The 13,628-nt window shown below is 69.7% G+C and carries 14 protein-coding genes; 5 read left to right on the top strand and 9 right to left on the bottom strand.

Features of this window, described 5'->3' with window-relative positions; genetic code table 11:
• Window positions 1-2: 2 nt before the first annotated feature.
• From AC0IW9_RS10815 to AC0IW9_RS10795, 5 genes are read right to left on the bottom strand one after another with little or no spacing between them, the layout of a single operon-like run.
• A complete protein-coding gene (locus AC0IW9_RS10815; protein WP_471648244.1) occupies window positions 3-1,055 on the bottom strand; it encodes a CaiB/BaiF CoA transferase family protein in 1,053 nt (350 codons plus the stop codon).
• Complete coding sequence (locus AC0IW9_RS10810) at window positions 1,042-2,034, bottom strand: CoA transferase (protein WP_471648243.1); 993 nt, start codon at window positions 2,032-2,034, stop codon at window positions 1,042-1,044. Before AC0IW9_RS10810 ends, AC0IW9_RS10815 begins: the two co-directional genes overlap by 14 nt.
• On the bottom strand, window positions 2,031-2,810 hold the full coding sequence (locus tag AC0IW9_RS10805) for an enoyl-CoA hydratase/isomerase family protein (protein WP_471648242.1): 780 nt from the start codon (window positions 2,808-2,810) through the stop codon (window positions 2,031-2,033). Before AC0IW9_RS10805 ends, AC0IW9_RS10810 begins: the two co-directional genes overlap by 4 nt.
• Window positions 2,811-2,814: 4 nt before the next feature.
• Window positions 2,815-3,225, bottom strand: coding sequence for a Zn-ribbon domain-containing OB-fold protein (locus AC0IW9_RS10800; RefSeq protein WP_471648241.1), 411 nt, complete (start codon window positions 3,223-3,225; stop codon window positions 2,815-2,817).
• Window positions 3,222-4,376 carry a thiolase C-terminal domain-containing protein gene (locus AC0IW9_RS10795; protein ID WP_471648240.1) on the bottom strand — a complete coding sequence of 385 codons (1,155 nt, stop codon included), beginning with the start codon at window positions 4,374-4,376 and terminating at the stop codon, window positions 3,222-3,224. Before AC0IW9_RS10795 ends, AC0IW9_RS10800 begins: the two co-directional genes overlap by 4 nt.
• A gap of 107 nt (window positions 4,377-4,483) precedes the next feature.
• Between AC0IW9_RS10795 and AC0IW9_RS10790 the strand changes: the two genes are divergently transcribed.
• On the top strand, window positions 4,484-5,392 hold the full coding sequence (locus AC0IW9_RS10790; protein WP_471648239.1) for a LysR substrate-binding domain-containing protein: 909 nt from the start codon (window positions 4,484-4,486) through the stop codon (window positions 5,390-5,392).
• Here the strand turns inward: AC0IW9_RS10790 and AC0IW9_RS10785 are convergent.
• On the bottom strand, window positions 5,376-6,344 hold the full coding sequence (locus AC0IW9_RS10785; RefSeq protein WP_471648238.1) for a Bug family tripartite tricarboxylate transporter substrate binding protein: 969 nt from the start codon (window positions 6,342-6,344) through the stop codon (window positions 5,376-5,378). The genes AC0IW9_RS10790 and AC0IW9_RS10785 overlap by 17 nt on opposite strands.
• Before the next feature lie 140 nt (window positions 6,345-6,484).
• Here AC0IW9_RS10785 and AC0IW9_RS10780 point away from each other — a divergent pair, with 140 nt between their 5' ends.
• Both AC0IW9_RS10780 and AC0IW9_RS10775 read left to right on the top strand, forming a co-directional pair.
• Window positions 6,485-7,564 carry a TIGR03617 family F420-dependent LLM class oxidoreductase gene (locus AC0IW9_RS10780; RefSeq protein WP_471648237.1) on the top strand — a complete coding sequence of 360 codons (1,080 nt, stop codon included), beginning with the start codon at window positions 6,485-6,487 and terminating at the stop codon, window positions 7,562-7,564.
• Between the two features lie 215 nt (window positions 7,565-7,779).
• Window positions 7,780-8,130: a hypothetical protein gene (locus AC0IW9_RS10775; protein WP_471648236.1), complete on the top strand. Its 351-nt coding sequence runs from the start codon at window positions 7,780-7,782 to the stop codon at window positions 8,128-8,130.
• A 248-nt stretch (window positions 8,131-8,378) separates the two neighbouring features.
• Here the strand turns inward: AC0IW9_RS10775 and AC0IW9_RS10770 are convergent, their stop codons facing one another.
• The 3 genes from AC0IW9_RS10770 to pdxY all read right to left on the bottom strand — a co-directional run bounded on the left by AC0IW9_RS10770 (window position 8,379) and on the right by pdxY (window position 10,587).
• Entirely contained in the window at window positions 8,379-8,858 is a 480-nt protein-coding gene (locus AC0IW9_RS10770; protein ID WP_471648235.1) for a hypothetical protein, read from the bottom strand.
• A gap of 8 nt (window positions 8,859-8,866) precedes the next feature.
• Window positions 8,867-9,343: a hypothetical protein gene (locus AC0IW9_RS10765; RefSeq protein WP_471648234.1), complete on the bottom strand. Its 477-nt coding sequence runs from the start codon at window positions 9,341-9,343 to the stop codon at window positions 8,867-8,869.
• Between the two features lie 401 nt (window positions 9,344-9,744).
• A complete protein-coding gene (pdxY, locus tag AC0IW9_RS10760) occupies window positions 9,745-10,587 on the bottom strand; it encodes a pyridoxal kinase PdxY (RefSeq protein WP_471648233.1) in 843 nt (280 codons plus the stop codon).
• Between the two features lie 50 nt (window positions 10,588-10,637).
• Here pdxY and AC0IW9_RS10755 point away from each other — a divergent pair, with 50 nt between their 5' ends.
• Both AC0IW9_RS10755 and AC0IW9_RS10750 read left to right on the top strand, forming a co-directional pair.
• The gene (locus tag AC0IW9_RS10755) at window positions 10,638-12,215 is read left to right on the top strand and encodes an ABC transporter substrate-binding protein (RefSeq protein ID WP_471648232.1); all 1,578 of its coding nucleotides are present in this window, start codon (window positions 10,638-10,640) and stop codon (window positions 12,213-12,215) included.
• An 87-nt stretch (window positions 12,216-12,302) separates the two neighbouring features.
• The gene (locus AC0IW9_RS10750) at window positions 12,303-13,622 is read left to right on the top strand and encodes an ABC transporter substrate-binding protein (protein ID WP_471648231.1); all 1,320 of its coding nucleotides are present in this window, start codon (window positions 12,303-12,305) and stop codon (window positions 13,620-13,622) included.
• Window positions 13,623-13,628 lie beyond the last annotated feature (6 nt).

Here is a 13,628-nt window from a genome sequence, read left to right as displayed (position 1 = left end):
GTTCAGCCGCGCCCGGTCGGACGCGGCCGGTCGGCCAACACGCCGGCCGCTTCGAGCCGGTCGATGTCATCTGCCTCGAAGCCGGCGGCGAGCAGCACCGCATGGTTGTCGGCGCCCAGCGCGTGGCAGCAGTCCCGCACCGCCAGCGGGCGCCGGGCCAGCCGGAACGGGATGCCCTTGGCCGGGGCGCCATCCGGACTGCGCAGCACGGCGGTACCGGCGGCGAAATCCGCGGCGGCGGCCAGCGTCACGCCGTCCCGCACCGGCGCGCTGCCACCGGGCCATTCGACCCGCCAGCCCCCTTGGCCATCGGCCATCAGCCGCTCCGCCGGCTCGCCTGGGTCGAGATTGCCGTGACGCGGCGAGGGCGCGCCGGCAGCGGCCGCGATCAGCTCCTCGCCCAGCAGGAAGCTGGTCAGCTCCCGCTGCGAAAGGTCGAGATGCGCGCCCTGCCCGGTGCGGTCCCGCTCCAGCAACGCGGCGATGATGGCGCCCGAGGCGAAGAGGCAGACCACCTGGTCCGGGTAGTTCACGTCGCGCCCGGTGATCACCGGGGCATCGCCGGCCCCGGTCAGCGCCGCCAGCCCGCCGGTCGCCTCCAGGGTCGAGCCGAAGGAGACCATGTCGCGGTCGGGCCCGGTCTCGCCCTGGCTGGAGATGCTGGCGATGACCAGGCGCGGGAAGCGCTGGCGCAGCATGGCGGCATCGAGCCCGAAGGAGGCCATGACGCCGCGGCGGAAATTCTCCACCAGCACGTCGGCGCCTTCCAGCAGGCGCAGCAGTGCGTCCCGCCCGAGCGGGTCCTTCAGGTCGAGGCAGAGCGATTGCTTGCCGCGGTTGGTGAAGGCGAAGAAGGGGGAGCGGTTCCACCAGTCGGTCCCGAGGTCGGCGCCTTCCCATTGGCGGAAGGGGTCGGGGGCGCCCGGGCCCTCGACCTTCACGACGCTGGCGCCGAGGTCGAGCAGCATGGTGGAGGAGGCGGCGCCGGCGGTGATCCAGCCGAGGTCGACGACGCGGATATCGGCCAGGGGCAGGGCGGGATCAGGTTGCGGCATCGGCCATCTCCAGGCGCCGGCCGTCCCAGCCGACCGGCAGGGATGGCGTGCCATCCGGCGCCAGGAAGCCGCGGGCGCGGTACTGCGCATCCTCCAGCAACTCGGCGGGAAATTTCACCGGCCCGATCGGCACCCGCCGCGCCTGCGCCGCCGCAGTGATCTCGGCGCGGTTGCGGGCGGCGAACCAGGGGCCGATCACCTCCAGCAGCGCCAGGCGATTGGCGCCGCGTGCGGCGCCGGTGGCGAAGCGCTCATCGAGCAGGCGCGGATCGCCGATGAGGTCACGCAGCGGCGGCCAGTCCTTGTCTTGGTAGACCAGGGCGACGTGCCCATCCCGCGCCGGTACCGTGAACCAAGTGAGCTTGGCACTGCCGCGCACCGGCGCGCTGCCCATCACCATCACCCCCGCCGCCACCTTCCAGTTCAGCCAGGCGGTCACGTCGAGAAGCGAGACATCGACCATCTCTTCCCCGCCCGCCCGCAGCGCGGCAAGCAGGGCGGTGCAGGTCGCCAGGCCGGCGGAATAGGCGATCTGGTGCCCGGCCAGCCGCGACGGCGGTGCGGGCGGTGCCTCGCCGACGATGCCGAGCAGGCCGGACAGTGCGGCAAGGCCAAGCTCGGTCATCGGCGGGTCCGGCTGGTCCGGGCCGAAGACCGAGAGGCGCGCCTTGACCGGCACGCCGGCGGCATGCGCCGCCAGCGTCGCGCCGTCGCCGATGGCGGCATCGAACCGGCCGCTCATCTGGCCGGGGTGCTTGCCGAGGTTCAGGAAGCGGTCGAGCGCCGAGGTCCCGTCGGGCAGCAGCGGCGGCAGGCTGGCGAAGGGCTCGCCGCCTGCCGGCCGTGGCCGCACCACCTCCGCCCCATAGGCGCCACAGAGCTTGGCGGCCATGGATGCGGCCAGCGCATGCGGCCGCTGCTCGCAAAGCGCGCCGAGGTCCAGCACCCGCCGTCCGGCGAGCGGCGCCGGCCCGCTCACACCCCCTGCCCTGGGTTCTTGATGCCGGCGGCGAAGCGGGCACTGCCCTCCGCCTGGGCGGTGGTCTTCGAGCGGATGGTGAGGTTCACCATCTGGCCGTGGTCCATCGCTTCCTGCCAGTCGGTGATGATGCCGGGGATGCGGTCGAGCGCCTTCTTGCTCTCGGCCAGCGCCACGGCATCGAAGCCCGCGACCTTCTCCGCCAGGGCCCGCGCCGTGGGCAGCAGCGCCTCCGGCTCGACGCATTGGTTGACCATGCCCCAGCGTTCCGCCGTGGCGCCGTCGATGCGGTTGGTGGTGAGGACCAGCCAGGCCGCCTGCTTGCGGGTCACGCCGGACAATTGGATCGCCGGCCCCGCCATGCCGGGATACGTCGAAAAACCCATCTCCGGACAACCGATGCTGGCCCTGGTGCTGGCGATGGCCAGGTCGCAGACATTGATGAGGGTGGCACCGCCGCCCAGCGCCAGTCCGTTCACGGCAGCGATGAAGATCGAGGGATGAGCGCGGATCGCCATGTTCACCGCGATCCATTCCTCGCCGGCGCCCTCGATGCCATGCTGGCGGTCCTGCTCGCGCTCCTTCAGGTCCATGCCGGCGCAGAAGCTGCCGCCGCTGCCGGTGAGGACGATAGCCCGCGCCTCGCCGCGCAGCGCCTCGAAGGCGCGCAGCAGGCCCTGGCGGCTGGCGCGGTCCATGGAGTTGCGCTTCGCCTCGCGGTCGATCCGCAATTCCGCCCAGCCGTCGTGCCGGGTGACGATGATCGGGTCGGGCATGGCGTCAGGCCTCCGGACCGAATTGCGGCAGGACGAAACCCTCCGGCCCGCCGGGAAAGCGGACGGCGAGCGGCATGCCGATCTTCAGGTCGCGGGGCTCGAGCCCCTCGAGGTTGGTGAGGAGGTAGGGGCCTTCCTCCAGCTTCACCATCACCACCGGATAGGGCAGCTCGTCACGCATGCCGGGGAAGTAGCTCTGGTGGAAGACCACGAAGGACCACAGCGTCCCGCGGCCCGAGGCGGTGATCCAGTCCCATTCCGGCCGGCCGCTGAAGGGCGAGACCGGGGCGGGCGGGAAGAAGCATTGCCCCGTCGCCTTGCAGCGTTGCAGCGTCAGCTTGCCCTCGGCGCAGGCCGCCCAGAAGGGCTTGTTCCAATTGTCGACGACGGGAACCGGCCGGGTGGAAAGGGTCATGCGTCGGCCCTCCGCAGGATCAGGCTTTGCGCGATATGGGTGGCGCAGATGTACTGCATGGCACGGGCATCGGGGATCTGCCGCTTGTCGCAGTCGCCGCGCAGCTGGCGGACGCATTCGGCGATGATGCCCCAGCCCTGCATGTAGCTGTCCGAGAGATGTCCGCCGGAGGTATTGGTCGGCCAGCGCCCGGTGCCGAGCCGCAGCGTGCCGTCGCGGACGAAGTCGCCGCTCTCGCCCTGCTTGCAGAAGCCGAGGCCTTCCAGGCTGAACATCACCGTCGGCGAGAAATTGTCGTAGATGCCGAGGCCCTGGATGTCGTCGCGGCCGATGCCGGCGCGGTCGTAGACGCTGCGGCAGGCCGAGAGCGACGGGTGCCAGTAGTCGTCGGCCGGGGCGCTGCCATAGGCGAAGCAGTCCTGCCTCGCATAGCCGGAGAGCAGCACCGGCGGGCGCTTCAGGTCCTTGGCGCGCTCGGCGCTCGTCATGATCCAGGCGACGGCGCCGTCGTTGATCAGGCAGTAGTCCAGCAGCTTCAGCGGCTCGCAGATCGGCCGCGCCTCGGCATGGTCCTCGAGCGTGATGGGCTTGCCGTGCATGACCGCGACGGGGTTCAGCGTGGCGTGGTGGCGAAAGGCGACCGAGACCTCGCCGAGGTCGGCATGCGTCGTGCCGAACTCATGCATGTGGCGCTGCCACATCATGGCGTGGATGGCGCCGGGGCTGGTCATGCCCCAGGGGCTCCACTGGCTGTCGCCGCCGCCATACATCATCCGCACGCTGCGGCCGTTGTTGCCGTAGACCAGGGCGATGGTCTTCGCCGCGCCGGTGGCGATGGCCTGCGCCGCCAGCGCCAGGGAAACGGCGGAGAAGCGGCCCGGCGTTTCGGTCAGCAGGCAGTATTGCGGGTTGATGCCCATCATCTCCGCGAAGCGCTCGTAGCTCGGGATGCGGTTGACAATCAGCCCGTCGATCTCGCCCGGCGTCAGGCCGGCATCGTCGAGCGCCGCATTCAGCGCCTCGCAGCCCAGGCCATAGCTGTCGGTCTCGGGGAAGTTGCCGTAGCGCGTGGTGCCGATACCGACGAAGGCGACCTTGTCGCGCAGCGGCCATGGCAGATGAATCGCGGGGGATTGCGGGTCGGGTGGCATCGTTTACCGGCTTCCAGACGTTTCTCCGGCGCGGATGCTGCACCCGGCGGCAAGGGCGCGCGAGGAATGAATTGGCGGGGTAGGCCAACCTCAGGTTAGGCTTGGACATGCGCGATACCCTGCCCCCCTTGGCCAGCCTGCATGCCCTGGTGCTGGTGGCGGAGACCGGCAGCCTGACCACTGCCGCGGCGCGGCTGAACGTGACCCAGCCTGCCATCAGCAAGCGCATCCGCGCGCTGGAAGCGCATCTCGGCACCGGCCTACTGCATCGCGGCGCCAATTCGGTGCAGCTGACCGCGGCGGGCAAGGATTACGCCGCGGCGCTCGGCCAAGCCTTCGACGCCATCCGCGGCGCGACCAGCGCGATCTGCGCCAGGCCAGACGGCCCGCTCCGGGTGCGGGCCTATACCACCTGGGCGCTGCGCTGGCTGATCCCCCGCCTGCCCCGCTTCCGCGCCCGCTACCCGGGGCAGGAGGTGGAGGTCACCACCTCCATCGCGCCGGTGGATTTCGCCCGGGATCCGGTGGATGCCGCGATCCGCTCCGCCAACCAGGCACCGGCGCCCGGCGCGGAGCGGCTGCAGGTGGTGGACGTGGCGCCCTATGCCGCGTCGGAGCAGGCGCGGATGGCCCGCTCCCAGGGGTTGCGGGGGATGACCTTGCTGGGCAGCCGGGTCAGGCCGGGGGATTGGGAGGTCTGGGCGGCGGCGACGGGCCACCCGTTGCAGGGGCCACCGCTGCTGTTCGAGAGCACCTCCCTGGCGGTGCAGGCGGCGCTGGAGGGCTTGGGCGCCGTCATCGTCTCGCCGATGCTGGTGGCGCAGGATGTGCGGCAGGGCCGGCTGCTGCGCATCACCGCCGAGGTCGTGGATACCGTCGATTTTTACTGGCTGGTCATGCCGCCGGGCCGGGCGATCCCTGCCCTGCAGGCCTTCCGGGCTTGGCTGCTGGAGGAGATCGCGGCGGATGCAGCGGCCGCGTCCCCGCCTGGGCCGATGCCTAGCCGCGCAGGTTGAAGCGGCGGATCACCGCCTCCGCCCGCGCCTTGTCCTCCAGCACCAGGGTGCGGAAGCTGTCGGGATCGGTGCGCTCCACCGCCTCGACGCCCGATCCGCTCAGCTTCAGCCGGAACTCCGGCTCGGCCAGGGCGAGGTTCAGGGCCGCACCCAGCCTTTCCAAGGCCTCGGGCGGCGTGCCGCTGCGCAGCTCGAGCCCGGTCCAGGTGAAGGAGATCAGGTTGGGGAAGCCCTGCGCCACGGTGGTCGCCACGTCGGGAAGTGCCGCCAGGGGTGTCCGGGTGCTGACCGCGATTGCCCGCAACTCCCCCGAGCGCACCGCGGCCTGGATGCCCGGCAGCGGGATGAGATAGGCCTGCAGCCGCCCGGCCAGCAGATCGGTCATCAGCTGGCCGGTGCCGCGGTAGCGCACCTCCTCCACTTCGATCCCCAGTTCCTGCCCGACCAGATGCGTGGTGTAGCTGATGCTGGGCGAGCCGAAGCGCAGCGCTTCGCCGCGGCTGCGGCCATAGGCCTGCAGCTCCCGCAGGTCATGCGCCGGCACCGAGGGATGCACGACCAGCACATTCGGGCTGACGCCGATCAGGCCGACCGGCGCGAGCACCTCGAGCGGGTCGAAATTCATCGGCGTGCCGAGCGCCTGCGCCACCAGCACCGCGGCGGTGGAGAACATCACCGAATAGCCATCGGCCGGCGCCTGCAGCACCGACTGGATCGCCGGCAACCCGCCGCCGCCGCCGCGATTCTCCACCACGATCTGCTGGCCCAGCTCGGCGCCCAGGCGGGTGGCGACGGCGCGGGCGGTGATGTCGGTGCCACCGCCGGCGGCATAACCCACCACCAGGCGGATGGGCCGGTCGGGATAGGCGGCAAGGGCCGGTGCCGTGAGGCTGCCGGCCGCCAGAGCCAAAAGCCCACGGCGCGACAAGGACGGCAGGCTGGGGCTCGGCATGCTGTTCCCTCCGTTTCTTGTTGGTCCAGTCTGGCGTCTCCGCAATGCGCTGTCCAATGCAGCGGGGCGGACTTGGCGCTGGCGGGGAAGCCGCTAGGCTGCGCCTGCCGCAGCGTGGCGGCCAAGCAAGGAGGACTCGCATGCGCGTTGGCATCAACCTGCCGGTCGAGGACTGGCGCCGCTGCGGTCCCGTCGCCGCCGCTGCCGAAGCCGCGGGAATCGATCTCGTCACGACGAACGAGAACAAGCACGAGCCCTTCACGCCCCTCGCCTTCGCCGGGCTCGCCACGTCGCGGATCGAGCTGGCGACGAGCGTTGCCATCGCCTTCCCGCGCAGCCCGATGATCGTGGCCAGCATGAGCTGGGAACTGGCGCGCCACAGCAGCGGGCGCTTCGTGCTCGGGCTCGGCACGCAGGTGCGCGCGCATAACGAACGCCGCTTCAGCGTGCCCTGGGTCGCGCCGGCGGCGCGCATGGGGGAGTACGTGCAGGCGTTGCGGGCGATCTGGCACTGCTGGGAAACCGGCGGCCCGCTCGATTACGCCGGCGAGCACTACCGCTTCAGCCTGATGAACGAGGGCTTCTCGCCCGGTCCCAATCACCTGCCGATGCCGCCCGTGACCCTCGCCGCCGTCGGGCCCTTGATGCTGCGCACGGCTGCGCGGCTCTGTGACGGCGTCCGGCTGCACAGCTTCGCCACACGCGCCTATCTGGAACACCAGGTGGAACCGACGATCGCCAGGCATCTTGCCGAGGTCGGCATGGCGCGCGAGCGATTTGAAGTGAGCGGCGGCGGCTTCATCGCAACCGGACCGAATGCCGAAGCGGTCAAGCAGGAGGCGGAGCGAATTCGTGCCCGTGTCGCCTGGTATGCCTCCACGCCTGCCTACCGTACGGTTCTGGATCAGCATGGCCTTGGCGAACTCGGCATGCGCCTGTCGGTCATGGCGCGGCGCAACGAGTTCCAGGAGATGTCGGCTCTGATTCCGGACGAGGTCCTGCACCTCTTTGCCGCGATCGGCCCTTATGACGTGATCGCGGAAAGGATCGCGACACGTTTCGGCGGCCTGGTAGACACGGTGGTCATTCCCTTTCCACACGACGCGGACATGGGCGCGATCCGGGCCGTCGTACGGGAGGTGCAGGCACTACCGGCGCGTTTCGAAAGCTTCGAGCCTGCAGGCCGGCGCGATGCCGAGAGAGGGCTTCCAATTCCATAGGATGATCTCGCTCGATCCAGGCGATATCGCGGATCCCTATCCATGGTGTGTGGAGGCACGACAGGATTCTCTGGCAGGCTGTCGGACAGTCAGCAAGGCTGTTCTGGCGAGGTGCTGCATCGGCAAAGGCCGAAGGGTGGCAATTTTCGTAGGCATGGTGCAACACCGCCAAAGTCGGCAGTGCAATCGTCTTAGGGTAGTTGGAGACACGGCGCGTGTTTGTAATCTGGTCCGGCTGGGGAATTCTGGCTCTGCCTATCGTGGTGGGAACCGCCGTTGTCGTGGGTGCCATCCTGCAATTGATCCTCACGGCGCTTGGCCGTCCCGACCTGGCTTTCATTGCATTCAGCGTCGGGTTGTTTGCCGCAGCAGCAGCGAACTGGATCATTGGGCGGAGACTGAATGGCTCGGCAGAGCGGGAACTCATTGATCCGAAGACCCAGCAACGGTTCGTGTTCCGGCGCCGCCACAAGCTGTTCTGGATCAATATGGAATATTGGTCCCTGCCAGTGGCATTGGCCGCGCTGGTCCCATTGCTGCCACTTCTCAGGCTTGGCCAAAACTAGGACGCCCCGCTTTAGGCAGGAATGAATCCGGAAGAGGCTAATTCCGGAAGTTGTCGACCTCTCTCAACCGCTCCCCGTCGCCTCTCGAGATGCAGGCAATGAACCGCTGCACGGGGCATAGGGGTGCGGGAGATGAACGGGCCTGCATCGGCCGAGTGCCGTAGTTTCGGTTTCGGTCCAGCAACCCGAAGCGCGAATGATGCCTGGCCCGGATCCCCTTCGTCCTGCGACCGGGCTGCGCAGAGCTTCTAATGCAAGCTACCCCAACGTTCTGTCGCCGGTTCGGCAGCAGCCCATTTCCATCCCTCGGTTTGGCGGCAGGCGCTGGTGACGAACCACTGCCGCGTCGCCTCCGTCGCCTCGCCCGACACCACGGAGAACAGGACTTCCTTGCACTCCGCCAGCGGCGTGGCGATGGCACGCAGTACCCTCACCTCGCCCTGCGCATTTCCGAAAGGCAGGGCGTGGCGGACCTCCCAGGGACGGGCCTCGCCCACCGTCATCGTGCCCACTGCCGTGGCCAGCGCATCCTGCTCCGTGCGATGCCAGCGCCGCGACGCGTAGCGAATGCCATAGTCGGCGGCCGCCCGGGTGCCGACGCCAACCGCTGCGCCAACCGCAGGATTGCCGGATCCCACCGCCGCCGCGGTACCGGTCACCGCGCCCACGATGCCGCCGACGGAACTGCAGCCGGCCAGCGTCGCCGCCGCTGCCAGGACCGCCGCCACGGTCCACCTCATTGCAAGGAACCCCAACGCTCGGTGGCGGGTTCCGCCGAAGCCCATTTCCAGGCGTCGCCGTCGCGGCAGACCGCGGCAAGGAAGAAGCCGCGTTTGAGCCGCTCTCCCTGGCCGCTGTCCACCGAGAACACGATCTCTTTGCACTCCAGGGCGCCGGTGCTGATCACCCGGCTGACGGTGACCTGGCCGCGTTCGTTCGGCTCGACAGGAATCCTGTGGTCGGTGGCCCATTCGCCGATGCTGCCGACCGGCAGCGGCCCGGCCGTGGCGGCGATGCGGTCCTGCGCGGCCTTATGCGTTACGCGCTGGGCATATTGCAGCCCGGCGCGGCCGAGCGCCTGCACGCCAAGTCCGATGCCGGTGGTGGTTGCGGCATTCGCGCCGACGGCATCGGCAACGCTGGCGCCGCCGATGCCGGCCGTGGCGGACGTGGCCTCGGTCAAAAGCGCCTGGCATCCCGGCAAGGCGAGCATGGCGACCACCGGCAACGCCAGGGATCGGCAGCGATATGCGGCACGAGAAGAAGTGGCTGCGTGCGATTGGGTACGCCGGTGTAGGGACATGACAGTCTGATCGCGCATCCTGACGGCACGATCAACCCGCACCTGCAGACCAGGCCGGCAAATCGAGTAGAGGCAGCAAAGGCGATGTAGGAGCGGATCAATCGCCTGCAGGATCGAAGGGCAGTCGCGCCAGCAGCGACGGCACGATGGCCTGCGAGGTGGAGGTGACCAATACGGTATCCCATACGGCTCGGCCGTGGCCCCGGTACCGGCAACGATCCCAGCTCCGGTTCGGTTCAGCACCGGCGCCGCAAGCAGACTGCCCAGCGCTTCCGCCGGCACCATCGCGACTATCACGGCTGAACGACAGGCTAGACCGGCTCGGCCAGGAACCGCGTGCTCGGGCTGACGAATTCCTCCTGCGCCGCGACCGTCAGCAGCTCCCGCGATCCCGCCGCCACCGTCCGCTGCAGCAGCCCGTGGATGGAAGACGCCGCCGCCGCCATGGCGCCTGCCGCATCGCCGCCCAGCCGGTGGAACAGGAACAGCGCGGCAATCGCATCCCCGGCGCCGTTGAAGGATTGCGCCAGCCGCGGCGTCCGCAACCGCCAGAAACGGCCACCCTCCCCGGCCAGCAGGTCCATCGCATCCTCCGGCGTCTCGGCGGTCCGCAGGCTGGTCACCATCACGCAGCGCGGCCCGCGCGCCTGCAGCGCGGTGACCGCGGCCTTGGCCGCCGCCAGGGTGCCGATCGTGGTGCCGGTCAGCCATTCCAGCTCGAATTGGTTGGGCGTGGCGAGATCGGCCAGCGGCAGGGCTTCATCGCGCATCAGCTCGGCGATGCCGGGGCGGACATAGACGCGGCCATTGTCGCCGATCACCGGGTCGCAGCAGTACAATGCCCGCGGATTGGCAGCCTTCACCCGCGCCACCGCCTCCAGCACCGCCGCCCCGGTCTCGGCATCGCCGATATAGCCGGACAGCACCGCATCGCAGCCCGGCAGCACGCCGCGCTCCTCGATCCCCTGCACGCAGTCGCGGATCAGGGATGCCGGGAAGACCTGGCCGCGGAAGCCGCCATAGCCGAGATGGTTGGAGAATTGGACGGTATTGACCGCCCAGACCTCGGCGCCGAGCCGCTGCAGCGGAAAGACGGCGCTGGCATTGCCCACATGGCCATAGGCCACCCAGGACTGAATCGAGAGGATATTCACCGGGCGGAGGCTAGGGCATCCTCGCCGCAACGAAAACAGTGGAGGAACCCATGCTGCGTCCTTTCGCCGCCCTGGTGGCAGCCGCGCTGCTGCTGCCGACCCCCGATGCCGCCGCCCAGGGCCGTGGCGACCCCAATACCCTGCGGGTGAAGCTCTTCGGCGACCTGCGCTCGCTCGACCCCTTCATCAGCCCCGAATACATGGCCCGCAACCATGGCTACATGGTCTACGACACGCTCTTTGCCCTCGATTCGAAGCTTCAGCCGCGGCCGCAGATGGTGGCGCGCTGGACCACCGCCCCGGATGGCCTCACCTGGGACTTCACCCTCCGGGAGGGGCTGCGCTTCCACGACGGCGCCGCGGTCACCGCCGAGGATGTCATCGCCAGCCTGAAGCGCTGGGCGGTGCGGGACGGGCTCGGCCAGCAGCTCATGGGCCTCGCCACCGCGCTGGAACCGACGGCACCGGGTGCCTTCCGCATCACCCTCCGCGCCCCCTTTGGCCTGATGCTCGAAGCGCTCGCCAAGCCCTCCGGCCAGCCCGCCTTCATCATGCCGGCCCGCGTCGCGGCAACGCCGCCCGCGACGCCGATCACCGATCCCACCGGCTCCGGCCCATTCACGCTGCGGCGGGAGGATTGGCGCGCCGGCGACCGCGTCATCTATCGCCGCAACGCCGATTACGTGCCGCGCGCCGAGCCGCCGGATGGGCTGGCCGGCGGCAAGCGCGCCGGCATCGAGCGCGTCGAATGGGTCTATCTGCCGGATGCCCAGACCGCGCTGAACGCCCTGGTCGCCGGCGAGATCGACATCTTCGAGGAACTCCCGCCCGACCTCTTCCCGGTCGTGCGCCGTACCCGGACGCTACGTCTCGGCGGGCAGGACAATGTCGGCGTGCAGCCGATCTTCCGCATGAACCAGGCGGTGCCGCCCTTCGACAACCCGCGCCTGCGCCAAGCCATGCTGCATCTGGTGGACCCGGCCAAGGTGCTGCCCGCCTATCTGCCGGACCCGACGCTGTGGCGCGACTGCCGGTCCTTCTATGTCTGCGGCAGCCCGCACCATACCAGCGCCGGCTGGGTGACACCGGACCTCGCCGAAGCCCGACGGCTGGTCGCCGCCAGCGGCTACGACGGCACGCCCGTCGTGGTGCTGGATGCGCAGGACAGCACCATCAGCCACAGCCTCGCCATGGTCTCCGCCGACCTGCTGCAGCAGGCGGGAATCAAGGTGGATATCCAGGCGATGGACTGGGCGACCCTGGTGCAGCGCCGTCTTTCCCGCACGCCGGGGCCGCAGGGCTGGAACCTCTTCGTCTCGGCGCCCTCGGGCCTCGATGCCATGGACCCGGCCGGGCACAATGCCATGCGCTCCGCCTGCGAACGCACCGGCCTGCCGGGCTGGCCCTGCGATGCGGAGATGGAGAAGCTGCGTGACGCCTTCCTGGCCACGCCCGAGGCCGACACCCGGCGCACCGCCGCGGCCGCCTATCACGCCCGGGCACTGGCCAGCGTGCCCTATGTCCCGCTCGGCCAGTTCAGCCTGGTGCGGGGCTATTCCGCCCGGCTGCAGGGCATCCTGGATGCGCCGGTGCCGGTCTACTGGAATATCGGGAAAAGCAACGACTAGCCGTCCCCCCCTTCCCTCCCTGGCTCCGCCCCGGCAGGATGCCCCCCGCAATCCCGGGATGACACCGGGGCCAGGAGAGGAACGTCCATGACCGAAGCCGTCACCCGCCGCGCCGCCATGCTCGGCGCCGCCGCCACCTCCGGTGCGCTGCTGTTCGCCGGGGGCAATGCGCGCGCCCAGGCGAAGCCCACCGAGCTGCGGGTCGGCATCACCACCTTCCTCTCCGGCCCCGCCAGCGTCTTCGGCGTGCCGGCGAAGCAGGCGGCGGAGCTGCTGTTCGAGGAACTGAACAAGGCGGGCGGCATCGGCGGCATCCCGGTGCGCCCCTTCTTCGTGGACGAGGCACCCGGGACCGACCATCTGGTCGGCGAATACCGCCGCCTCGTGCAGAACGAGGGCTGCCAGATCATCTTCGCCTCTATCTCCTCCGGCTCCTGCCTCGCCTGCACGCCGCTCTCCGATGAGATGAAGAAGACCACGCTGCTGTGGGATTGCGGCACCCAGCGCATCTTCGAGGAAGGCCCGCACCCCTACGCCTTCCGCACCCAGGGCTACGGCACGCCGGAAGTCCTTGCCCCGCTGCTCTATCTGCTGAAGCACAAGCCGGACTTCCGGACGCTGGCCGTCATTAACCAGGACTACGCCTGGGGCCGTGACAGCTGGGAGCTGTGGAAGGCGGGCATGGATGCGATGAAGCCCGGCGTCCGCGTGGTGGCGGAGATGTTCCCCCGCTTCGGCGCCACCGACTACAGCACCGAAGTCACCCGGCTGCTGGCTGCGCGGCCTGACGTCATCCTCTCCACCTCCTGGGGCGGCGACCTCACCACGCTGATCCGGCAATCGACCGAGCGGCGGCTGTTCGAGCGCTCGACCTTCGTCATGCCGATCGCCGAGGCCTCGCTGCCGACGCTCGGCCGCACCATGCCCGCCGGGCATATCATCGGCGCCCGCGGCGACCACTGGAACAACCACCCGGCACCGAAGGACCCGGCCCGGCTGAAGCGCTTCGTCGATGCCTACCGGGCCAAGTACAACGAATACCCGATCTACCCCTGCCACCACATGGCGCAGGCCATCTCCGCCATGCAGGCCGGCTTCGCCAAGGCGATCGCGGCCAAGGGCGCCGGCGGCTGGCCGAACGACCAGGAACTGGCCAATGCCTTCCGCGGCCTGACCTTCGACACCCCGACCTCCTCCATCACCCTGCGCGAGGATGGCCAGGGCCTCGAGGACCAGATCGTCGGGCTCAGCAGCTTCAACGACAAGTACCCCTTCGCCGTGCCGAAGGACATGATTCTGTTCCCGGCGGCCATGGTCAGCGCCCCGGTCGGGCAGAAGAGCACGGATTGGCTGAAGACCCTGAAGCCGGACTTCGTCTCCCAGGTCCCCGCGCCGATGGCCGGCTGATCCCAG

Source organism: Belnapia sp. AC561, from assembly GCF_979252845.1.
Note: the sequence above shows the minus strand (reverse complement) of the source record. Positions and strands in the feature narration are given on the sequence as shown.